20 protein-coding genes and 1 pseudogene are annotated in these 20,841 nt (G+C 75.4%); 10 read left to right on the top strand and 11 right to left on the bottom strand.

Annotated features, from left to right (window positions below; genetic code table 11):
* Positions 1-46 precede the first annotated feature (46 nt).
* The 4 genes from KG103_RS07925 to serA all read left to right on the top strand — a co-directional run bounded on the left by KG103_RS07925 (position 47) and on the right by serA (position 4,853).
* The gene (locus KG103_RS07925; RefSeq protein WP_207341347.1) at positions 47-661 is read left to right on the top strand and encodes a DUF4956 domain-containing protein; all 615 of its coding nucleotides are present in this window, start codon (positions 47-49) and stop codon (positions 659-661) included.
* Positions 658-1,461, top strand: a complete 804-nt coding sequence (locus tag KG103_RS07920) for a polyphosphate polymerase domain-containing protein (RefSeq protein ID WP_249670848.1) — start codon at positions 658-660, stop codon at positions 1,459-1,461. Before KG103_RS07925 ends, KG103_RS07920 begins: the two co-directional genes overlap by 4 nt.
* Before the next feature lie 30 nt (positions 1,462-1,491).
* A complete protein-coding gene (locus tag KG103_RS07915; protein ID WP_207341348.1) occupies positions 1,492-3,549 on the top strand; it encodes a CotH kinase family protein in 2,058 nt (685 codons plus the stop codon).
* A 104-nt stretch (positions 3,550-3,653) separates the two neighbouring features.
* The gene (gene serA, locus KG103_RS07910) at positions 3,654-4,853 is read left to right on the top strand and encodes a phosphoglycerate dehydrogenase (RefSeq protein WP_207341349.1); all 1,200 of its coding nucleotides are present in this window, start codon (positions 3,654-3,656) and stop codon (positions 4,851-4,853) included.
* Between the two features lie 123 nt (positions 4,854-4,976).
* Here the strand turns inward: serA and KG103_RS07905 are convergent, their stop codons facing one another.
* From KG103_RS07905 to KG103_RS07895, 3 genes are all read right to left on the bottom strand, one after another.
* Positions 4,977-5,165 carry a DUF5302 domain-containing protein gene (locus KG103_RS07905; RefSeq protein ID WP_089802184.1) on the bottom strand — a complete coding sequence of 63 codons (189 nt, stop codon included), beginning with the start codon at positions 5,163-5,165 and terminating at the stop codon, positions 4,977-4,979.
* Between the two features lie 106 nt (positions 5,166-5,271).
* Positions 5,272-5,775: a transcriptional regulator NrdR gene (gene nrdR / locus KG103_RS07900; protein ID WP_207341350.1), complete on the bottom strand. Its 504-nt coding sequence runs from the start codon at positions 5,773-5,775 to the stop codon at positions 5,272-5,274.
* 194 nt (positions 5,776-5,969) lie between these two features.
* Positions 5,970-6,374, bottom strand: a complete 405-nt coding sequence (locus KG103_RS07895) for a LysM peptidoglycan-binding domain-containing protein (RefSeq protein ID WP_242635673.1) — start codon at positions 6,372-6,374, stop codon at positions 5,970-5,972.
* A gap of 438 nt (positions 6,375-6,812) precedes the next feature.
* On the opposite strand from KG103_RS07895, the gene lexA reads away from it, so the two are divergent.
* Complete coding sequence (gene lexA / locus KG103_RS07890) at positions 6,813-7,478, top strand: transcriptional repressor LexA (RefSeq protein WP_207800493.1); 666 nt, start codon at positions 6,813-6,815, stop codon at positions 7,476-7,478.
* A gap of 101 nt (positions 7,479-7,579) precedes the next feature.
* The gene (locus KG103_RS07885; RefSeq protein ID WP_207341352.1) at positions 7,580-7,852 is read left to right on the top strand and encodes a DUF7218 family protein; all 273 of its coding nucleotides are present in this window, start codon (positions 7,580-7,582) and stop codon (positions 7,850-7,852) included.
* Positions 7,853-7,936: 84 nt separating this feature from the next.
* On the opposite strand, the gene KG103_RS07880 is transcribed toward KG103_RS07885, so the two are convergent.
* The 3 genes from KG103_RS07880 to hflX form a co-directional block, all read right to left on the bottom strand.
* Positions 7,937-8,941 carry an L-lactate dehydrogenase gene (locus KG103_RS07880; protein WP_207341495.1) on the bottom strand — a complete coding sequence of 335 codons (1,005 nt, stop codon included), beginning with the start codon at positions 8,939-8,941 and terminating at the stop codon, positions 7,937-7,939.
* Between the two features lie 75 nt (positions 8,942-9,016).
* The gene (locus KG103_RS07875) at positions 9,017-11,176 is read right to left on the bottom strand and encodes an ATP-dependent DNA helicase (protein WP_207341353.1); all 2,160 of its coding nucleotides are present in this window, start codon (positions 11,174-11,176) and stop codon (positions 9,017-9,019) included.
* Between the two features lie 87 nt (positions 11,177-11,263).
* Positions 11,264-12,781 (bottom strand): GTPase HflX, encoded by a 1,518-nt coding sequence (hflX, locus tag KG103_RS07870; protein WP_207341354.1) that lies wholly within the window; start codon positions 12,779-12,781, stop codon positions 11,264-11,266.
* Positions 12,782-12,889: 108 nt separating this feature from the next.
* Between hflX and KG103_RS07865 the strand changes: the two genes are divergently transcribed.
* Together KG103_RS07865 and KG103_RS07860 are read left to right on the top strand one after the other, a co-directional pair.
* Complete coding sequence (locus KG103_RS07865; protein ID WP_207341355.1) at positions 12,890-13,507, top strand: class I SAM-dependent methyltransferase; 618 nt, start codon at positions 12,890-12,892, stop codon at positions 13,505-13,507.
* A gap of 23 nt (positions 13,508-13,530) precedes the next feature.
* Positions 13,531-15,003 (top strand): MFS transporter, encoded by a 1,473-nt coding sequence (locus tag KG103_RS07860; RefSeq protein WP_249670847.1) that lies wholly within the window; start codon positions 13,531-13,533, stop codon positions 15,001-15,003.
* Between the two features lie 23 nt (positions 15,004-15,026).
* Here the strand turns inward: KG103_RS07860 and KG103_RS19020 are convergent.
* The 4 genes and pseudogenes from KG103_RS19020 to KG103_RS07840 all read right to left on the bottom strand — a co-directional run.
* Positions 15,027-15,281: pseudogene (locus tag KG103_RS19020) on the bottom strand (TlpA family protein disulfide reductase); the annotation flags it as partial.
* On the bottom strand, positions 15,278-16,261 hold the full coding sequence (dapF, locus tag KG103_RS07850; RefSeq protein WP_207341356.1) for a diaminopimelate epimerase: 984 nt from the start codon (positions 16,259-16,261) through the stop codon (positions 15,278-15,280). The pseudogene KG103_RS19020 and the gene dapF, both read right to left, overlap by 4 nt.
* Positions 16,258-17,214: a tRNA (adenosine(37)-N6)-dimethylallyltransferase MiaA gene (gene miaA, locus KG103_RS07845; protein WP_207341357.1), complete on the bottom strand. Its 957-nt coding sequence runs from the start codon at positions 17,212-17,214 to the stop codon at positions 16,258-16,260. The genes dapF and miaA overlap by 4 nt, the downstream gene beginning before the upstream one ends.
* On the bottom strand, positions 17,211-17,975 hold the full coding sequence (locus KG103_RS07840; protein WP_207341358.1) for a class III extradiol ring-cleavage dioxygenase family protein: 765 nt from the start codon (positions 17,973-17,975) through the stop codon (positions 17,211-17,213). The genes miaA and KG103_RS07840 overlap by 4 nt, the downstream gene beginning before the upstream one ends.
* An 85-nt stretch (positions 17,976-18,060) precedes the next feature.
* On the opposite strand from KG103_RS07840, the gene KG103_RS07835 reads away from it, so the two are divergent.
* Both KG103_RS07835 and KG103_RS07830 read left to right on the top strand, forming a co-directional pair.
* Positions 18,061-18,645, top strand: a complete 585-nt coding sequence (locus KG103_RS07835; protein ID WP_207341359.1) for a type III secretion system chaperone family protein — start codon at positions 18,061-18,063, stop codon at positions 18,643-18,645.
* Positions 18,642-19,160 (top strand): type III secretion system chaperone family protein, encoded by a 519-nt coding sequence (locus KG103_RS07830; protein ID WP_207341360.1) that lies wholly within the window; start codon positions 18,642-18,644, stop codon positions 19,158-19,160. Before KG103_RS07835 ends, KG103_RS07830 begins: the two co-directional genes overlap by 4 nt.
* 3 nt (positions 19,161-19,163) lie before the next feature.
* Here KG103_RS07830 and KG103_RS07825 read toward each other — a convergent pair whose 3' ends face one another.
* Positions 19,164-20,753 carry an aspartate:alanine exchanger family transporter gene (locus KG103_RS07825; RefSeq protein WP_207341361.1) on the bottom strand — a complete coding sequence of 530 codons (1,590 nt, stop codon included), beginning with the start codon at positions 20,751-20,753 and terminating at the stop codon, positions 19,164-19,166.
* Positions 20,754-20,841: the final 88 nt, after the last annotated feature.

Below are 20,841 nucleotides of genomic sequence, written 5' to 3'. Positions count from 1 at the left end.
TCCCGACGTCACGCAGCGCCGGCTGACACCAGGGGGATCACCGCGCATGGACCAGATCGTGCTCGTCGCCGTCGACCTCGTGGCCATCGGCCTGCTGACGTCGACGTACTTCCGCCGCCACCGTCGGCGCGACCTGGTGGTCGCGTACCTCGGCATGAACGTCGGCGTGCTCGCCGTCGCGTCCACGCTGTCCTCCGCCGCGATCGGCGCGGGTCTGGGCCTGGGCCTGTTCGGGGTGCTGTCGATCATCCGGCTGCGCTCCACCGAGATCGACCAGCGCGAGGTCGCGTACTACTTCGCCGCCCTCGCCCTCGGCATCCTGGGAGCGCTTCCCGCGCAGGTGCTGTGGCACTCCGTCGTGTTCATGGCGCTGCTGCTGCTCACGGTCGTCGTGGCGGACCACCCCCGCGTCCTGCGCCGGCACCACCGCCAGGAGCTCGTGCTCGACGGGGCCGTGCTCGACCGCGTGGCGCTCGTGGCACGTCTGGAGGGCCTGCTCGGCGCACGGGTCCACCAGGTCGCCGTGCAGCGCGTCGACCTCGTCGACGACACCACGTGGGTGGACGTCCGGTACGAGACCGTGCCGCCGTCGCGACGCCGGGGGCACGGGGAGACCGGCCGGGAGGCCGCCCGCACGTCCACGGCGGGTGCCGGCTCGTGACGCCCGCTGTCGAGCTGCTGGCCGACCCGGTGGCGCGCCTCGTGCCCGTCGGCCTCGACGAGCTCGTCGAGCGCGCCGGCCTGCTGACCCGGGTGGACCGCAAGTACCTCGTCCCGGTCGAGGCGGTCGACGGGCTGGTGCGCCGGCTGCCGCGGGACGCCCAGGTGCTGGAGATCGCGTCCCGCCGGCTGTTCGCGTACGAGTCCGTGTACTTCGACACGCCGGAACTCCTCGCGTACCACCTGGCCGCACGGCGGCGCCGGCGGCGGTTCAAGGTGCGCACGCGCACGTACGTCGACTCGGCGCAGTGCTGGATCGAGGTCAAGACCCGCGGTGCGCGCGGCACCACGGTCAAGGACCGCGTCCCGCACCGGCTCGACGACCGCGAGGACGTCGCACCGGCGCTGCCGTTCGTCACCGCCACGCTCGGGGCGCACGGCATCGCGCACGCCGACCAGATGCACTGGCGGCCGAGCCTGCTCACGCGCTACCGACGAGCCACGGTCCTGCTGCCCGACACGGGCAGCAGGCTGACGATCGACGTCGACCTGGTGTGGCACGACGGCCGCCGGCCGCTCCACCTGCCGCACATGGCCGTGGTCGAGACCAAGACCGGTGCGACGGCCTCGGCCGCCGACCGGCTGCTGTGGGCGCACGGGCACCGCCCGCTGCGGATCTCGAAGTACGCGACGGGGCTGGCGGCGCTGCGGCCCGAGCTCCCCGCGAACCGTTGGCGGCGCACGCTGGGCCGTCATCTGCTGCCCGACGGCGCGCCCGACCCGGCGCCCGGCCCCCGCTGACCACGGCACCCGCCACCGGAGGAGACGACGATGTCACGACGGAGCTCCCGCACCCTCGCCCTGGGAGTGCTCGCCTGTGCCCTGGCGGCGCCCCTGGCGGGCGCCGCACCCGCCGCCGGCGCACCCGTTCCGGCCGCGGCGCCGGCGGCCCCGTCGCCCGACGGTGACGTGACGTTCTCGGTCCCCCCGGGCGGGTTCACCGGGACGCTGCAGGTCACCCTCGCGGCGGCCGCACCCGGCGCGCAGGTCCGGTACACCACCGACGGGTCGGTCCCGACCGGCTCCTCCCCCGTCGCGTCCGGCCCGCTCACCCTGACGCGGAGCACCGAGGTGCGGGCGCAGGCGTTCGTCGGCGCGGCCCCCAGCGGTGAGCCGGCGACGGCGCGCTACGTCGCCACGTCCGTCACCACCCGCCACGACCTGCCGGTGCTCGTGGTCGACTCGTTCGGCAAGGGCGCCGTCGGGGACGACTACCACGCCGCCGCGATGCTGGAGCTGCAGCCGACCGGCGGCACCACGACGCTGACGTCGCCGCCCGCGCTCGTCACCGCCGGCGGCTACCGCCTGCGCGGTCAGTCGAGCCGCATGTTCGACAAGAAGCCCTACCGCCTGGAGCTGTGGGACGACACGGGTGACGACGCCGACCTGCCGTTCTTCGGCATGCCGGCAGAGTCCGACTGGGTGCTGCGGGGTCCGTTCGCCGACAAGTCGCTGGTCCGCGAGGCGCTCGTGCTCGACCTCGGGCGGGAGATGGGGCTGGCGACGCCCCGCTACCGGTTCGTCGAGGTCTACGTCAACGACGACGCCCGTCCCGTCGCCGCCGACGACTACCGGGGCGTGTACCTGCTCGAGGAGACGATCAAGAACCAGAAGAACCGGCTGGACCTCAAGAAGCTGGACCCCGAGGACGTCGCACCGCCACGCGTCGAGGGCGGGTACATCCTCAAGTTCGAGTGGCTGGCCGCCGAGGAGCCGCTCGTGCCGTGCCGGGGCGGGTCGACCTGCTGGTCCGACCTCGAGGTCCACGACCCCGACGACCTCGTACCGGCACAGCTCGAGTACATCGCGGGGTACGTCGGACGCGTCAACGACGCGATCCACTCCCCCGGGCGCGCCGACCCGGCAACCGGCTACCCGTCGCTCGTCGACGTCGACTCGTTCGTCGACCTGGTGATCGTCAACGAGCTGAGCCGCGACATGGATGCGTACTACCGCAGCCAGTACTTCCACAAGGACCGCGGCGGACTGCTGACCGCCGGGCCGCTGTGGGACTTCGACCTCACGTTCGGGGTGGGGGGCTACTTCCAGAACGACCAGGTCACGGGGTGGCAGTACGAGCAGACCCGCCAGAACCCGCCGAACGACTGGTTCACCGTGCTCATGCGCGACCCGGCGTTCGTCGAGCGCGTGCGGGCGCGCTGGCAGGAGCTGCGCCGTGGCCCGCTGGCCGACACGGCGCTGCGCGGCCACGTCACCCGGCTGACGGGCCCGCTGAGCGGGGCCGCAGCCCGCAACGCGCAGCGCTGGCCGAACCTGTCGACCCAGCTGATCGGGCCTTTTGTCACCCCGACGGCCCCCACCTGGAACGGTCAGGTGGCCTACCTGGAGGACTGGATGCTGCGCCGCGCCGCGTGGCTCGACACCCCCGCCGCGTGGGGCGGTCCGGCGAGTCCCCCGCCGACGTCCACCGCGTCGCCGGCCCCGACGCCGTCACCGTCGGTCTCCACCGGCCCGACCGCGTCGCCCGTCACGTCCGCGTCGCCGACACCCGGCCGCGACCCCGGCGGGCAGGCGTGCACGGCGACGTTCCGGACGGTGTCCGCCTGGCCCGGCGGGTTCCAGGGCGAGGTCACCGTCACGGCGGGGACCGCCCCCCTGACGGGCTGGGTCGTGACGCTGGGACTCCCGCCGGGTGTCGGAATCACGCAGTCGTGGAGCACGACGCTGACCGGTGGCGGGAGCACGCTCACGGCACGCAACGCGGCGTGGAACGGCAGGCTCGGGGCGGGGGCCGCGACGACCTTCGGCGTCATCGGCTCGTCCTCGGGCGGTTCGGTAGCCCCCACGCTCGCCTGCGCCGCGGGCTAGCCGCCGCGGGCCGGACGCGTCCCCCCGACCCGTGGTCCGGGCGGACGCGTCCCGGCCCTCGGGACGGCTTTGGTCCACGCCGCGGGACGGGAGCACCATGAGGCGTGCCCACCGCCCTGCTCCTCGAGAACCTCCACCCGCACGCCCGGACCATCCTCGAGTCCGCCGGCTTCGACGTCGTGACGCGCACCGGCGCGCTCGACGAGGCCGAGCTCGTCGAGGCCCTCGCCGGCGTCCAGGTGCTGGGGATCCGGTCCAAGACCGACGTGCCTGCCGAGGTGCTGGCGGCCGCCCCCGACCTCGAGGTCGTGGGCGCCTTCTGCATCGGCACCAACCAGATCGACCTGCACGCCGCCGCCGGCCACGGGATCGCCGTCTTCAACGCACCGTTCTCCAACACGCGGTCCGTCGTGGAGATCGCGATCGCCGACATCATCTCCCTGACGCGCCGCCTGACGGTGTTCGACAAGGACATGCACGCGGGCGTCTGGAACAAGTCGGCCACCGGCGCGCACGAGGTGCGCGGCCGCACGCTCGGCATCATCGGCTACGGCAACATCGGCACCCAGCTGTCCGTGCTCGCCGAGAACCTCGGCATGTCGGTCGTGTTCTACGACACCGCCGAGAAGCTCGCGCTCGGCAACGCCCGCCGGATGGACACCCTCGACGAGCTGCTCGAGGAGGCGGACGTCGTCACGCTGCACGTCGACGGGCGCGCCGGGAACGCCGGGATGTTCGGTGCCAAGCAGATCGCGCGCATGCGCCCGGGCTCGATCTTCCTCAACCTGTCCCGCGGCTTCGTCGTCGACTACGCCGCCTTGCGCGACGCCGTGCTGTCCGGCCACGTGGCGGGCGCCGCGGTCGACGTCTTCCCGACCGAGCCCAAGCGCAAGGGCGACCCGTTCGAGTCGGAGCTGCGCGGACTGCCCAACGTGATCCTCACGCCGCACACCGGCGGGTCGACCGAGGAGGCACAGGCCGCCATCGGCCAGTTCGTCGCCAACAAGGTGCGTGACTACCTGGCGACCGGCTCGACCAACCTGTCGGTCAACCTCCCGAACCTCGCGCTCGACCAGCGCCCGGACGCGCACCGCATCGCCTACCTGCACCGCAACGTGCCCGGCGTCCTGGCGACGATCAACGCCACCCTCGCCGAGCACGGCGTCAACATCGAGGGTCAGCTGCTCGCGACCCGCGGCGAGCTCGGCTACGTCGTCACCGACGTCGCGTCGCCCGTCCCGCAGGAGGTGGCCGACGTGCTGCGCGGCCGACCGGAGTCGCTGCGGCTGCGCCTGCTCGACTGACCGGGCCGGACGCCCTGTCGTGCCTGCCGGCCCGATGGTGATGTCGGGGCCGACGACGACGAAGGGGGCCGCGCAGCCGTGTGCTGCGCGACCCCCTGCGGCTCGCTGCCGGTCCCTGACCGGTCAGGCCGAGCCGGACTTGCGCTGGAACCGTCGCTGGACCGGCCCCGCCGTCTCCGCGCCGTGGACCGCGCCGGTGTTGCGGCTGCCGTCCGCGCTGCGGTGCCCCTGGGCCTTCTTGTGCTCGAGCGCGGCCCGGAACTTCTCCTTGGCCTCGTCGCTGACTGCCGACGGCTGATCGTCCTGGGTCATGTGCTTGTCCTCCGCTCGCCGGCGTGGTCACACCGGCGGTCCCAGCGTGGTCGACCGCGGCCGTCCACGCCAGCCCATTCCTGCGGGGCACGCCGGACGGCGAGGGTCAGACCCCGCTCGACGCCGTCCCGGCGGGTGCGTCGTCCTCGCCCGCGCGGGACGCGCGGTGCTCGGCACGCAGTCCCGAGATCGCGGTCTCGAAGTCCTCCAGGGAGTCGAACGCCTGGTAGACGCTGGCGAACCGGAGGTAGGCGACCTCGTCGAGCTCGCGCAGCGGCCCGAGGATCGCCAGACCGATCTCGTAGGCGTCGATCTCGGCCGAGCCGGACGTGCGCAGGCTCTCCTCGACCTTCTGCGCCAGGAGCGCGAGGTCGTCCTCGCTCACCGGTCGCCCCTGACACGCCTTGCGCACACCGTTGGCGATCTTCTCGCGGCTGAAGGGCTCGGTGGCCCCGGACCGCTTCACGACGGACAGGCTCGCGGTCTCGACGGTGGTGAACCGACGGTGGCAGCTCGGGCACTGACGGCGGCGCCGGATCGACGACCCGTCGTCGGAGGTGCGGGAGTCGACCACACGGGAGTCGGGATGCCGGCAGAACGGACAGTGCACAGCGGACCTCTCGGCGTGGCGCAGATGACGTCCGCCTCGACAGCGCCGCGCGGACGCACGCGACGCTAAGCGGTACGGCCTGCCGCCGCAACATCCCTGCCACCGTCGGGGCGCGGTGGGCGCCGTCGCGGCCCACAGCGTGGCGGACCCGCCCGCAGTGCCGCGCCGCGGGCCTTCCGCCCGTCGCCGTGCGCTCAGCGCGCCGGCACGACCACCGTCTGCCCGGCCTGCACCCCGCCGGAGGGCAGCTCGTTGAGCGCCATCAGCTCGAGCACGACGTCCCGCACGTCCTCGCCCGGGGAGGCGGCCTCCGCCGCGATGCCCCACAGGGTGTCCCCGGGTGCGACGACGACGCGCCGCACCTCAGGAGCGGCCGCAGGGCCGTCGGCCCAGGCGCCCGCGGCGCCGCCGACGCCGAGCGCCACCAGCGCGGCCACCGTCCAGACGACGAGCCGGCCGCGACGCGTGAGGTGGAGCGTCGACGAGGGCCCCGTCGGCCGCGCAGCACGCGTGCTCGCGTCCCGCACCACGGGTGCCGGACGCACCGCACGGACACCCGCGGCCGGTCGCACCGTCCGTTCCGTCGTCATCGCGCTCATCCTGCGTTCCTCTCGTCGTCGATCCCGGTCCTCGACCTCGACCCGACCCGGCATCTGTCCGCTCGATCGAACACGTGTTCGTCGAACGCTTGTACGATGTCTACCAGACCGGACCGACACGCGTCGAGACACGATCGAACAGATGTTTGATCCGACCACCCCCCGCCCCTAGGGTGAGCACTGCGACGAGTGCACCACCGACCTCCGACATCGCCGTGGCGACGTCGGAGGCGGCGACCGTCGCCGGAGCTCGTCCCCGAGGGCGAGGCCCGGCGCGGGTGGCGGCGCCCGGCGCACGCGGGTCCCGCCCCGGGCCCCGCGTCGACCGACGCAGGAGGCGCAGTGGACGTGCAGCACGGCTCGACGACGCAGGCCCGCGGGCGGGCCGCCGCCGCGGCCGCGTCCCCCACCGACGCCGACGAGGTCCCCGGCGACGGGCTGACCACGCGCCAGCGCCTCGTCCTGGAGACCGTGCGCGCCTCGGTCGAGCAGCGCGGGTACCCGCCGAGCATGCGGGAGATCGGCGAGGCCGTCGGGCTCACCAGCCCGTCCAGCGTCAAGCACCAGCTCACGGCGCTCGAGCGCAAGGGCTACCTGCGGCGCGACCCGCACCGGCCCCGCGCCATCGAGGTCGTGCAGCCGGACGACGCGCGCAGCGTCGCACGGTGGGGCGCCGGGTCGGACGGCCCCGCGCCGGACACCGACCTGCCCGAGCGCGACAGCGCCCCCGCCCCGTCGTACGTGCCCGTCGTGGGCCGGATCGCCGCAGGCGGGCCGATCGTCGCCGAGCAGGTCGTCGAGGACGTCTTCCCCCTGCCGCGCCAGCTGGTCGGGGAGGGTGAGCTCTTCCTGCTCAAGGTGGCCGGCGACTCGATGATCGACGCCGCCATCTGCGACGGCGACTGGGTGGTGGTGCGACGTCAGCCGGTGGCCGAGAACGGCGAGATCGTGGCCGCGATGATCGACGGGGAGGCGACGGTGAAGACCCTCAAGCGCGCCGACGGCCACGTCTGGCTGCTGCCCCACAACCCGGCCTACGCACCGATCGACGGCGACGAGGCGACCGTGCTCGGACGCGTCGTCAGCGTCCTGCGGAGCCTGTAGCGCCGGCCCGCCGGCGTCGCCGTGCGACGGGTCACCCGCCGCGCGAGGCTGTGGCCGTGCGCCGGACGGCCCGGCACACGGCCAGCCCGCAGGGAGACACCATGCCCGCACGTCGCGACCCCGGCCCCAGCGTGAAGGACCCCGAGCTGTACGAGGACCTGCGGGACCGGGGCAACAGCAAGGAGAAGTCCGCGCGCATCGCCAACGCCGCGGCGGCGCGCGGGCGCTCGGCGGTCGGCCGCGCGGGCGGTCGGGCGGGCGACTACGACGACTGGACGGTCGCGGACCTGCGGCGGCGCGCCGCCGAGATCGGCATCACGGGCCGCTCCGCCATGCGCAAGGCCGAGCTGGTCACCGCCCTGCGCTCGCACTGACGCGCCCGCGGGCCGAGGTCGGCAGGCCGCCGCCCGTCCCGGCGCGCTTCCGGCCCGCTGGGCGGCGGCGGCCGCCGTGCGAGGTCAGAAGCCGAAGCGGCGTGCGACCGACCGGACTGCCTCCGCGGAGCGACGCATCCCCATGATCTCGTCGGAGGACATCGGCACCTCGAGCCTCTCCAGCACGCCCGCCGCACCGACGATCGAGGGCACGCTGAGGCAGACGTCGGACATGCCGAGGTACTGGTCCAGCAACGAGGACACCGGCAGGATCCGGCGCTCGTCCTTGAGCACCGCCTCGATGATCCGGGAGCCCGCGAGGGCGATCGCGTAGTTGGTCGCGCCCTTGCCCTCGATGATGCGGTAGGCGGACTCGACGACCTCCCGTGCGATGGAGTCGCGCACCTCGCGCGTCAGGGGGCCGTTGCCGCCCGTGCCCTCCCAGTCGAGGATCGGCACGGCGCCGATGGTCGACGAGCTCCACAGCGGGATCTCGGTGTCGCCGTGCTCGCCCGCGACGTACGCGTGCACGTTCTGCACCGCCACGCCGGTGTGCCGCGCGATGAGGTACCGCAGCCGCGAGGAGTCGAGCACCGTGCCGGACCCGAAGACCTGCCCGGGCGGCAGCCCGGAGATCTTCATCGCCGCGTACGTCACGACGTCCACCGGGTTGGTCACCATCACGTAGACGGCGTTCGGTGCGACCTCGACGATGCCGGGCAGCACGTTCTTGACCAGGGAGATCGTCGCCTCGGCCAGGTCGATACGGGTCTGGCCGGGCTTCTGCTTGGCGCCTGCGGTGAACATGACGATGTCGCAGTCCGCCATCACGGCCACGTCGTCCGACCCGATCACCTCGGCCATCGACGTGAACTGGATGCCGTGCGACAGGTCGAGGACCTCCGCGTCGACCTTCGCGCGGTTGACGTCGAGCAGCGCCACGGTCCGCGCCGCACCGCGCATCAGGGCGGCGTAGGCCATGGTCGAGCCCACCGCGCCCGCGCCGACGATGCCCAGCTTCGACGTGCGGCGCGGCACGGACGGCGTCGTGCTCAGGGCGTACTCGTCGCCCTCGATGGCGTCGACCATGGTGTTTCCCCTCGTCACGGGCGTCGAGCCGAGCCCGGGACGCACACGCCCGGTCCGCACGCCCCAGGCACGAGGCTAGTCGGAACCGGCCAGCCGGCGCAGCGCGGCGAGCACGACCTCGCGGTCGGTGGTCCGCCAGAACGGCGGCATGGACCGCTGCAGGAACTCGCCGTAGCGCGCCGTCGCCAGCCGCGGGTCGAGCACCGCGACCACCCCGCGGTCCTCCCCCGAGCGCACCAGGCGCCCCGCGCCCTGGGCCAGCAGCAGCGCGGCGTGGGTGGCGGCGACGGACATGAACCCGTTGCCGCCCGCGGCGGCCACCGCGTCGGAGCGGGCCGAGCGCACCGGGTCGTCGGGGCGCGGGAACGGGATGCGGTCGATGACGACGAGCCGGCAGGCCGGGCCCGGCACGTCGACGCCCTGCCACAGCGACAGGGTGCCGAACAGGCACGTCGGCTCGTCGGCGGCGAACCGCGCGACCAGCGTCGGGAGCTGGTCGTCCCCCTGCAGCAGGACCGGCACGTCCAGCCGCTCGCGCATCGCCTCCGCCGCGACCGTCGCCGCGCGGCGGGACGTGAAGAGCCCGAGCGTGCGGCCCCCGGCCGCCTCGACCAGGGTGGCGATCTCGTCGAGCTGGGCGTCCGTGGCCGGTTCGCGTCCCGGTGGCGGGAGCCGCCGCGCGACGTAGCAGATGCCCTGCCGCGGGTAGTCGAACGGGCTGCCGACGTCGAGGCCGCGCCAGCGCAGGACCTCCTCGCCGGCCGGGGGCGGCTGCGTGCCACCGGGCGCGGGGACGCCCGTCGTCGCGGCACCGGCCACGGCCTGCGGCCCGACGGGTGCCGCGTCCGGGCGCACCGCCAGCCCTACCGAGCGGGCGGCGGGATCGAACGACCCACCGAGCGTGAGCGTCGCGGACGTCAGCACCGCCGTCCGCCCCGCCAGCAGGTTGCTGCGGACCAGGCCCGCCACGGCCAGGGGTGCCGCGTGCAGCCGCGTGGTCGTGACGCCCCGGCGGTCCTCCCCGCGCGCGCACCAGAGCACGGTCGACGCGTTCTGCTCGGGGTCGGCAGCCATCCGCTCGGCGACCTCGAACAGCAGGAGCATCGCGGAGTTGGCCATCTTGCGGCCCCCGTCCGCGGCGTCGCGCGCACCTGCCTCCGGCTTCAGCGCCGTCAGCAGCGTGCGCGCCGCGTCGCGCACGGCGGCCACGGCCAGGCGCACGTCCTCCGGCAGCCCGCGGGGGAACCGGCCCTCGGGCAGGGGCACGATGACGCTCGCGAGGTGCTGCGCGGCGGTGTCCAGGTCGGTGGTGGGGACGCCGCCGTGACGTCGCGCCATGCGCGCCGCCTGCTCGATCGCCGGCAGGGACAGCTCGGCCGTCGCCTGCGCCGTGACCCGGTCGGCCAGCTCGTGCGCCTCGTCGACGACCACGACCTGGTGCTCGGGCAGCACGCCGGGCGAGCCGGACGCGGCGATCCCCAGCATCGCGTGGTTCGTCACGACCACGTCCGCCTCCCGCGAGCGCGCCCGGGCGGCTTCCGGGAAGCACTCGGCGAGCATCGGGCACGTCCCCCCGAGGCACTCCATGGCGGTGACGGACACCTGCCGCCACGCACGGTCGGACACGCCCGGGACGAGGTCGTCACGGTCGCCCGTGGTCGTCTCCTCGGCCCACTCGCGCACGCGGACCACCTGCTCGCCCAGCGACTCGCGCACGGTGTCGCCGTCCTCGACCACGGGCGGGTGCTCGGCGGCGCCGGGCCGCTCGGGGACGTCGAAGAGCGTCCCCTGGTCGTCGGACGGGTAGCCGCCGGCAACCTTGTGGACGCACAGGTAGTTGTGCCAGCCCTTCAGCAGCGCGATCTGCGCCTGGCGCGGCAGCTTCGACGCCAGCGCCGTGGTGACGAGCGGCAGGTCACGCGTGAGCACCTGGCGCTGCAGCGCCAGCGTCGCGGTCGACACCACCACGCGCTCCTCGGCCAGCACGGCGTGCCGCACGGCGGGCACGAGGTAGCCGAGCGACTTGCCCGTGCCCGTGCCGGCCTGGACGAGGAGGTGCTCACCGGTGCGCAGCGCGTCGGCCACGGCCTGCGCCATCGCGTGCTGCCCGTCGCGCCGCCCGCCGCCGAGCGCCCCGACGGCCAGGTCCAGGAGCTCGTCGACCTCCGCTGCCGCGTGCGGGGCGCGGGCGCCGTCGTCGGTGCCTGTCGACGACGCAGGTTCGGGCTCGGGCACCGCGTCAGCGTAGTCGCGGCCGCCGACACCCCTCGTGCCCGCCCGGGCACCGGGACGCACTGCACCACACCCGCGGACCGTCCGCGGTCATGCCGTGCGCGCCGCCGCCTCGAGCTCCGCAGCCAGACCCGCGTCGACCCGGGCGCGCAGCAGCGTTCCGGCCGCCGTGTGCTCCTCGTGGTCGATGTCGCCGTGCTCGTGCACGCGGTTGACGAGGTCGCCGCGCGCGTAGGGCACCACGACCTCGACCTGCACGCCGGGGCGAGGCAGCTGGTCGGCGATCAGGGCGCCGAGCTCCTCGATGCCCTCCCCGGTGTGGGCGGACACGACGACCGAGTGCACCTCGCGCGAGCGCAGCCGCGCCACCGCCTCCGGCGACGCGAGGTCGGCCTTGTTGAGGACGATGATCTCGGGCACGTCCATGGCGCCGGGGATGTCGGCGAACACGTGCCGCACGGCGGCGATCTGCCCCTCGGGGTCGGGGTGCGCCGCGTCCACGACGTGCAGGATGAGGTCGGCGTCGGCCACCTCCTCCAGCGTCGAGCGGAACGCCTCGACGAGCTGGTGCGGCAGGGCGCGCACGAACCCGACCGTGTCGACCAGCGTGTAGACGCGCCCGTCGGCGGCCTCCGCGCGACGCACGGTCGGGTCGAGGGTCGCGAAGAGCGCGTTCTCGACCAGCACACCCGCGTGCGTCAGCCGGTTGAGCAGCGAGGACTTGCCGGCGTTGGTGTAGCCGGCGATCGCGACCGACGGGATCGCGTTGCGCTTGCGGGAGGCCCGCTTCGTCTCGCGCGCGGGCGCCATCGCGGCGATCTCCCGACGCAGCTTCGCCATCCGGTTGCGGATGCGGCGGCGGTCGAGCTCGATCTTCGTCTCGCCCGGCCCGCGTGAGCCCATGCCCGCGCCGGCGCCGCCGACCTGGCCACCGGCCTGGCGGCTCATCGACTCACCCCACCCGCGCAGGCGCGGCAGGAGGTACTCGAGCTGCGCGAGCTCGACCTGCGCCTTGCCCTCCCGGGACTTCGCGTGCTGCGCGAAGATGTCGAGGATCAGCGCAGTGCGGTCCACGACCTTGACCTTGACCACGTCCTCCAGCGCGCGCCGCTGGGACGGCGCCAGCTCGCCGTCGACCACGACGGTGTCCGCGCCCACGGCCGCGACGAGCGTCGCCAGCTCGGCCGCCTTGCCCGAGCCGAGGAACGTGCCGGGGTCGGGCGTCCGGCGGCGCTGCAGCAGCCCGTCGAGCACCTCCGAGCCGGCCGTCTCCGCGAGGGCCGCCAGCTCGCGCAGCGAGTTCTCGGCGTCCTCGACCGAGCCGGAGCCCCACAGGCCCACGAGCACGACCCGCTCGAGGCGCAGCTTGCGGTACTCGACCTCGGAGACGTCCTCGAGCTCGGTCGACAGCCCGGAGACCCGCCGCAGCGACGTGCGCTCCTCGAGGTCGAGCTGGTCGCCGTCGAACGCGGTGTGCGACGTCCCGCCGGACTGCAGCGCGGTACCGGCCCGTGCGAGCACACGTGCGACGACGTCGTCGGCCACCTCCTGCGCGCTGCGCGCCGGCGCCTGCTGCGCCTCGTCGGTGGTGTGCTCTCGGTCGTCCACGCGGGTCCTCTCGTCGGCGGATGGCTGTGTCCAGGATCGCACGCACGTACGACGCCCGCGACGGGTTTTCGCTGCGGGCACACCCTCGCGCGCCGCTAGCCTCGGCAGGTGAGCGGCACCGACGACCAGCAGGGTCAGCACTACTTCACGGCCCGACCGGCCTCCCCCGAGCAGCGCCGCACGCTGCGCGTGCACCTGGCAGGGCGCGACGTGGAGGTGGAGACGGCCGGGGGCGTGTTCTCCCCCGACCACGTCGACCTCGGCACGCAGGTGCTCCTGCGGACCGTGCCGGCGCCACCGCCCCGCGGCGACCTGCTCGACCTCGGCTGCGGCTGGGGACCCGTCGCGCTCACGCTCGCGCTGCTCGCGCCCGACGCCCGGGTGTGGGCCGTGGACGTCAACGAGCGCGCGCTCGACCTGGTGCGCCGCAACGCCGTGCGGCTCGGTCTGACGAACGTCGTGGCCGCGACCCCTGACGACGTGCCGGACGACGTGCGGTTCGCGGCCGTCTGGTCGAACCCGCCGGTGCGCATCGGCAAGCCCGCGCTGCACGGGCTGCTGACGCGGTGGCTGCCCCGCCTGGCGCCCGGCGGCGAGGGCTGGCTGGTCGTGGGACGCAACCTCGGTGCCGACCCGCTGCAGCGCTGGCTGGTCGAGGAGGCCGGGCTGCCCACCACGCGCGAGGCCAGCGCGAAGGGGTTCCGGGTGCTCCGGGTCGCGCCGTGACGGTAGCGCCGGACGGTCCTGCCGTGACGCTCCCCGACGACGCGACCCCCGATGCGATGTGGCGCGCCCGTCGCCCCGTGTCCGCCGCGATGTTCGCGCTGGTCGTGCTGGTCGCCTTCGAGTCGTTCGCCGTGACCACCGTGATGCCGCAGGTGGCCGAGGTGCTGGACGGGCGCGCCCTGTACGCGTTCGCGTTCGCCGGACCGCTGGCGACCGGTGTCGTCGGCATGGTCGTGGCCGGCGCGTGGTCCGACCGGCGCGGGCCCGGCCCGCCGTTCGCCGCGGGCGTCGTGCTGTTCGTGCTCGGGCTCGTCGTCGCCGGGGCCGCCGCGTCGATGCCGGTGCTCGTGCTGGGGCGGCTCGCCCAAGGGCTCGGGGGTGGCGTTCTCAACGTCACGCTGCTCGTCGTCGTCGCCCGCGCCTACCCCCCGGTGCTGCACCCGCGCGTGTTCGCGTGGTTCTCCACGGCGTGGGTGCTGCCGTCCGTGGTGGGGCCGTCGCTCGCGGGTCTCGTGGCGGACCTCGCCGGCTGGCGGTGGGTGTTCCTCGGCGTCGCCGTCCTCGTCGTCCCGACGACCGTCCCCCTGCTCGGTACGGTGCGGGGTGCCGCGGGGTCGGCGGCGCCGGACCGGGCCGCGTCGGCCCCCGCCGGTGACCGCGCCGCCCGTCGGGTCGCGTGGGCCGTGCTGGTCGCGGTCGCGGTGCTCGCGCTCAACGTCGCCGCCCAGCTGCCCGCGCCCTGGTCGCAGGCCGTCGCCGCCACGGCCGCCCTGGGTGCGGTCGGCGCCATGCGTCCCCTCGTGCCGCGCGGCGCGCTGCGCGCGCGCCCCGGCCTGCCGGCCGTGATCGCGACGCGCGTGCTGGTCTCCGGTGCGTTCTTCGGGGCGCAGGTGTACGTCCCCTACCTGCTGGTCGACCGGGACGGGTGGGGCACCACGGCCAGCGGGCTGGGGCTCTCGACGTCCGCGCTGGCGTGGTCGGTCGGGTCGGTCGTGCAGGGACGCCTGGGGGCCGGGCTGCCCAGCCGCACGGCCGTGCGCCTCGGCACGGCGCTGGTGCTCGCGGGGGTCACGGGCGCCACGCTGGTCACGGCGCTGGGCCTCCCCGCGTGGGCGCTCGTGGCGGTGTGGACCGCGACCGGGGCCGGCATGGGTCTCGGCTCGTCCCGGCTGAACGTGCTGCTGCTGGGGTGGTCGACGCCGGCGGACCAGGGCCGCAACAGCGCCGCCAACTCGATCGCGGACTCGGTCGGCGCGGCCCTGGCCCTCGCGCTGACCGGCGTGGTGTTCGTGACCGCGGGCGGCGCCGACGGCTACGCCGGCCCCGCGCCGTTCGTCGGGTCGTTCCTGCTCACGGCGGTGCTCGCGCTGGGCGCGGTGCTCGTCGCGGGGCGCGTCGGCGTCCCGCCGACCGAGCGGCGCGACGCGCTCACGCCGTCGGGCGGCTCAGCGGGCGGCTCAGCGGGCAGCGCGGCGCCGAGCGCCCCGAGCACCTGACGCGGCGTCGGCACACCCTGCGCCCGGGCGACGACCGCGCCGTCGGCGTCGAGGACCACGACCGTCGGGGTGGCGGTGACGGCCAGTGCGGCGGCGAGGTGCGGGGCGTCCGCCACGTCGACCTCGACGTGCCGCACCCCGGGGACCGCGTCGGCCACGCGCGCCAGGACGCGCCGGGCCGCACGGCACGGCGCGCAGAACGCCGTCGACACCTGCAGCAGCGTGGCCCGCTCCCCCAGCGGCGAACCGAGGTCCGCCGCCGTGAACGCCGCCGTCACGCGTCCAGCGCCGCCACGTCCACGGCCACGTCGGCCACCAGCACGGCCGGCCCGGCGAGGTCCGCCCGCCCGTCGGCGTGCAGCGTGACCCGCAGCGTGCCGCCCGGGACGTCGACGAGCCACGTACCGGGGGCCTGCGGTCCGCCCCAGGCACGGACCGCTGCTGCCGCCGCGACCGCGCCCGTCCCGCACGAGCGGGTCTCGCCCACGCCCCGTTCGTGCACCCGCATCCGCAGCCGACCCACGACCGTCCCGTCGGCCGCGACCTGCTCGCCCAACGGCACCACGAGCTCGACGTTCGTGCCCTGCGGGGGCAGGGGTGTCACGTCCGGCGCCCGCGTCAGGCCCGCCGCCTCCAGGTCCTGCTCCTGCGCCAGCACGACCACCGTGTGCGGGTTGCCCACGTCGACGGACAGGCCCGGTCGCGTCACGGTCAGGCCGGCCACGTCCACCTGCGCGTCCCCGCCGGTCGCGAGGGCGTCGGGGCCGGCGGGCAGGGTGACGGACCCCATCCCGACGGTGAACCACGGGCCGGACCCGACGTCGGGCTCCGTGGCCGCGACGGTCCGCACCCCGGCACGCGTCCCGACCGCGAGCGGCCCGGTGGCGGGGTCCCACAGCCCCAGTCGCTGCGCGAACCGCGCGAACACGCGCACGCCGTTGCCGCACATCTGCGCGATCGACCCGTCCGCGTTGCGGTAGTCCATGAACCACGGGGTCCCGGCGGTGGCGTCCGGTGCGTCGGGGACGTGCCGGGTGGCGACCAGGCGGATGACGCCGTCCCCGCCCACGCCCGCCCGGCGGTCGCACAGCCGCGCGACGAGCGCCGCCGTCAGGTCCAGCCGGCCGTCCCGGTCGTCCAGCAGCACGAAGTCGTTCTGCGTGCCGTGCCCCCGGACGGCGGCGAGCGTCACGGGCGCGTGGGTGCTCGCGGCGGTGCTCGCGTGGGTGCTCGCGACGGGGGTGGTGGGGGCGGTCACGAGCCCAGCGTACGGCGCACGGGCGCGTGCGGGTCGGGCCGCGGCAGGCGGTCCGCGTCGGCCGCCTCGACCAGCTCGAGCGCGTGCGCGACGAGGTCCGGGTCGCGGGCGTCGAGCCAGTGGACGCGCGGGTCGCGCCCGAACCAGCCCATCTGCTTGCGGGCGAGCCGCCGCGTCCCGGCGGCCGTCGCGGCACGCGCCGCGTCGGCGTCGAGCTCACCGTGCAGCTGGGCGAGCGCCTGGGCGTACCCGACCGCACGGGACGCCGTGCGACCCAGCCCGTGCCGCTCGAGGCGCTCCACCTCCTCCAGCAGGCCGCCGTCCCACATCCGGTCCACGCGCACCTCGATGCGTGCGTCCAGCGCGGCCCGGTCGCAGTCCAGGCCGATCTGCAGGGCCGGCACCTCGTACTCGTGGCGGGGCAGGTTCGCGGAGTACGGACGTCCCGTCAGGGCGACGACCTCCAGCGCGCGCACCACGCGGCGGGCGTTGCGCGGCCCGATGCCGGCCGCGGCGACCGGGTCCAGCGCGGCCAGCTCGTCGTGCAGGGCGCGGACGCCCTCCACCTCGACGCGCTCCTCGAGGCGCGCGCGCAGCTCCGGGTCGGTGCCGGGGAACTCCATGCGGTCCAGCAGGGCGCGCACGTACAGGCCCGAGCCCCCGACGGCCACGGCCCGCGAGCCCCGGGCGTCGAGGTCCCGCAGCACACCGCGCGCGAGCAGCTGGTAGTCCGCGACGGACGCCTCCTCCCGCGGGTCCAGCACGTCCAGCAGGTGGTGCGGGATCCCGCGGCGCTCCTCCGGGGCCAGCTTCGCCGTACCGACGTCCATCCCGCGGTACAGCTGCAGGGCGTCGGTGTTGACGACCTCCGCGCCCAGGGCCTGCGCCAGGCCGAGGGCGAGGTCGGACTTGCCGGTGGCGGTGGGGCCGACGACCGCGACGACGAGGCTCACGGTGCGACCTGCCAGAGCACGACGGCGTGGGCGGCGCCGTGCCACACGTCCGCGCGCAGCACCTCCGGCGTCGGGGCGGGCGCGTCGGGCGGCAGCGCGTCGAGCGCACCGACCAGCACCTGCCACGGTGCCCAGCCGGTGGCGGCCAGGTCGGCCGCGGTCCGCGCGTCCGCCCCTGCGAGCGCCTCGCGGGCCCGGGTGCCGCCTGCGCGCAGCGCGGCCACGACAGCACCGTCCCACGCGGGTGCCCGCGCGTCGGGCGGCAGCGGGGCGCCCGGACCGTGCCGTGCGGACCCCGAGCCCACGAGGACCAGTGCGGTGGGCGCGCCGGTGCCGACCGCCGCGCCCACGGCGCGCAGCGCGTCCGCCGGGCCGGGCGCGACCTCGAGCAGGTGCAGCCGGTCCGCCGCGACACCCGCGTCGAGGACGGTCCGCAGCCCCACGACCGCACCGGTGCCCGGGGCCCCCGGGACGGGCGGGGCACCGGGGACGGGGCCGAGGACGACGTCGGGCACGGGCGCGCCGAGCAGGTGGTCCGGTACCCCCGCGGCCCCGGCACCGCCGTGCACGGACCCGACGACGCAGCGCGTGACCCGGCCGGGCGCGACCACGACCACACGGTGGGCGTGGGCGACCGCACGCGCCGCCGCGGTGGCCGCCGCCGACCGCAGCGCGACCGGCGCGGGGTCCTCGGGGGCCCGCCCCGCGACGCCGGGCAGCAGGAGCACCGTGTCGGGGACGAGGGCGGCGGCGACGAGCACGGACCGACCGTAACCCGCCGCGGGCCCCGGGCCTGCCGCGCGCACCGGCAGGCCGGTCGTCGGTGGTGCCGGGTAGGGTCGGCGCATGGGGTGGTTCCGTCAGCGCGCACGCCGGTGGTGGTCCGGCACCCGCCCGGTCACCGGCACGCCCGAGGTCGGTGTGGACGACGCCGACCTCCACGAGCGTGTCGCCGAGCTGCTGGCCCGCGAGCTGGGGACGGTCGAGCACCGCTCCGCCGCACCGACGCCGGTCTCCCCCGCGCGGATCGCGTCGTGGATGACCGACAACCAGTTCTCGTACTTCGTCGACAACGACGGCGACCTGGGCGGCCTGTGGCGGGGCCGGCTGTTCTACTTCTTCCTCTTCGGCGCGCAGTCGGAGATCCTGCAGGTGCGCGGACAGTGGCACCGCGAGCTCGCGATCGAGCGGCTCGAGGAGGTCCTCGACCTGTGCAACGAGTGGAACGCCGAGCGCATCTGGCCCAAGGCGTACGCCCGGGTGCGGGACAACGGCCGCGTCCACGTGGTCGCCGAGGTGGCCACCGACCTCGAGCACGGTGCCACCGACGCCCAGCTCAGCCAGATCCTGTTCTGCGGCCTGTCGACCGGCAGCATGCTCTTCGACGCGCTGGACGAGCGGTACCCGGACCCGGCCGGGGCGGCGCCGTGAGCGCGCCCGGGTGGCTCCTGCGGGTCCTCGGCGGCCTGCCCAAGCCGACCAAGACGACACCGCTGGACGACGAGCCGCCGCGTCCCCTGACGCGGGACCGCGTGGCCGACTACCTCCTGGGGCGCGGCTACCGGTTCGTCGTGGACGACGACGGTGACCTCACCGGCACGTGGGACGGCAGCCGCTTCTGGTTCCTGCTGCTGGGCGAGCAGCAGGAGATCCTGCAGGTCCGCGGGAGGTGGCAGCGCACGCTCCCCCTCGAGCAGCGTCGCGCGCTGGCGCTGGCGATCAACGACTGGAACCGCGAGCGCATCTGGCCGAAGGCCTACGTGCGCGAGGAGGAGGGCATGCTCGCCGTGTACGCCGAGGTCTCGGCGGACCTGGAGCCCGGGGTCACGGACCTGCAGCTGGCGCAGCTGCTGGCCTGCGGGCTGGGCACCGGCGTGCAGCTCTTCGCCGCGCTGGAGCCCGTCGTGCCCGGCGACGTCCCGCCGCCGGACGTGCCCGACAACTGACGCTCACAACCCGCCCAGCAGCTGCCCCAGGACGATCTTGGTGACCATCGCCGCCGGGTACACCAGGGCGTAGCCCAGGGCGACCCGCGCGTCGTACCCCGTCCGGCCGTTCGCGAACGCCAGGACGGCGGGCTGCGTCTGCGTGCCGGCCACGATCCCCGAGAGCCGGGTCCCGCCGACCCGGAACACCCGACGCATGACGAGGTACAGCCCGGTCGCGACGAACGTCGTCACGACCGCGCCCAGCAGCAGGATGCGCAACCAGTCCCCCGACGTGAACGCGGCACCGATCTGCGCGCCGGCCCGCGTGCCCGCCTGGGCGAGGAAGATCAGCAGGCCGAGCTCGGCGATGGCCTGCGCCGCCGTGTAGGGCATGGCCGTGACGACCGGCCCGACGCGTCCCAGCCGGCCCAGAACGAGCCCGACCAGCAGCGTGCCCGCCGCCGACCCGACCGCGAAGTGGCCGCCGGGCACGGGGAACGCGACGGCGCCCAGCAGGATCCCGAGGGTCATGCCGACGCCCAGGACGACCGGCACGATGTCCGAGAGCCCGCGCGCCGAGTCGCCGAACCACGCCGAGACCTCCGCCATGCGCTCGCGGGGCGCGATGACGCGCACCCGGTCGCCGAGCTGCAGCTGGAAGTCGTCGGTGGCGACGACGTCGACGTCCCCGCGCCGCACCCGCGAGATCGTGGCACCGAACCGGTGCAGCAGGTCCAGCTCACCGATCGTGCGCCCGGCGGCCCGCTCCGCGGACACCGTCATGCGCCGCATGTCCAGGTAGAGGCGGTCCGCCTCCAGCCGGTGCGACGAGGCGTGCCCGAGCTCGCGCGTGACCGCGTCGACGTCCTCCGCGGGTCCCACGACCGTGACGAGGTCGTCGAGCAGGAGCAGGTCTCCCCCGTCCGCGGTACGGATGGGCGCCTCCTCGCCGCGCCGCACGCGGGAGAACTTGATGCGGTCGCCGTGCCGGTCCTCCAGGTCCTCGATGCGGGGTCGCCCGGTGGCCTCGACGCGCACGGTACGGGTCACGAGCGTCGGCGGGGCGTCGGTGTCGAGGTCCCGGTGCCGCAGCGCGAGGGACACCGCGACGAGCATGCCCACGACGCCGAACAGGTACGTGACGGCGTACCCGATGGTCGGGCCGGTCGCGTCGCCCGCGGCGTCACGGGCCGCCGCCAGCGCGGGGGTGTTGGTGACCGCACCGGCCCAGGCGCCCGCGACCACCGCGCGGTCCAGCCCGAGGACGCTGCCGACCCCCGTCGCGACGGCCGCGCTGGCCACCAGGACGCCGGCCACGGCCAGGATCGGCGCGAGGCTGCGGCGCAGCGAGGAGAAGAAGGTGGCACCGGACACCAGGCCGACGCAGAACGTGAACAGGCACAGCCCGAGCGTGCCCAGCGCCTCGGTGATCTCGAGGTCCACGCCGTACGACGCGGCCCAGGCCGAGAGGCCGATGGCCAGGAACAGCACCGCGGCGGCCCCGAGCCCGACGCCGCGAACCCGGATGTGCCCGACGGCCGAGCCGACACCGATGACGACGAACAGCAGGAGGACGGGCTGCTGGGCGAGGAAGAGGAAGACCTCGGACATGACGGCTCCACGGGGGTGCGGGACGGCGACGCCGTCCAGCCCATTGAAGACCTGACCGGTGCCGGCTGCCTGGTCCGAAGGGCCCGGG

Source organism: Cellulomonas wangleii (genome assembly GCF_018388445.1).
Taxonomy (GTDB): domain Bacteria; phylum Actinomycetota; class Actinomycetes; order Actinomycetales; family Cellulomonadaceae; genus Cellulomonas; species Cellulomonas wangleii.
This window is presented reverse-complemented; position numbering and strand designations above follow the sequence as displayed.

What these genes read in the sequence shown, in the direction of transcription:
- KG103_RS07925 (WP_207341347.1), top strand. Translation starts at nt 47, where the DNA reads ATGGACCAGATCGTGCTCGTCGCCGTCGACCTCGTGGCCATCGGCCTG.
- KG103_RS07915 (WP_207341348.1), top strand. Translation starts at nt 1,492, where the DNA reads ATGTCACGACGGAGCTCCCGCACCCTCGCCCTGGGAGTGCTCGCCTGT.
- KG103_RS07905 (WP_089802184.1), bottom strand. Translation starts at nt 5,165, where the DNA reads ATGACCCAGGACGATCAGCCGTCGGCAGTCAGCGACGAGGCCAAGGAG.
- KG103_RS07895 (WP_242635673.1), bottom strand. Translation starts at nt 6,374, where the DNA reads ATGAGCGCGATGACGACGGAACGGACGGTGCGACCGGCCGCGGGTGTC.
- KG103_RS07885 (WP_207341352.1), top strand. Translation starts at nt 7,580, where the DNA reads ATGCCCGCACGTCGCGACCCCGGCCCCAGCGTGAAGGACCCCGAGCTG.
- KG103_RS07880 (WP_207341495.1), bottom strand. Translation starts at nt 8,941, where the DNA reads ATGGTCGACGCCATCGAGGGCGACGAGTACGCCCTGAGCACGACGCCG.
- KG103_RS07835 (WP_207341359.1), top strand. Translation starts at nt 18,061, where the DNA reads ATGGGGTGGTTCCGTCAGCGCGCACGCCGGTGGTGGTCCGGCACCCGC.
- KG103_RS07825 (WP_207341361.1), bottom strand. Translation starts at nt 20,753, where the DNA reads ATGTCCGAGGTCTTCCTCTTCCTCGCCCAGCAGCCCGTCCTCCTGCTG.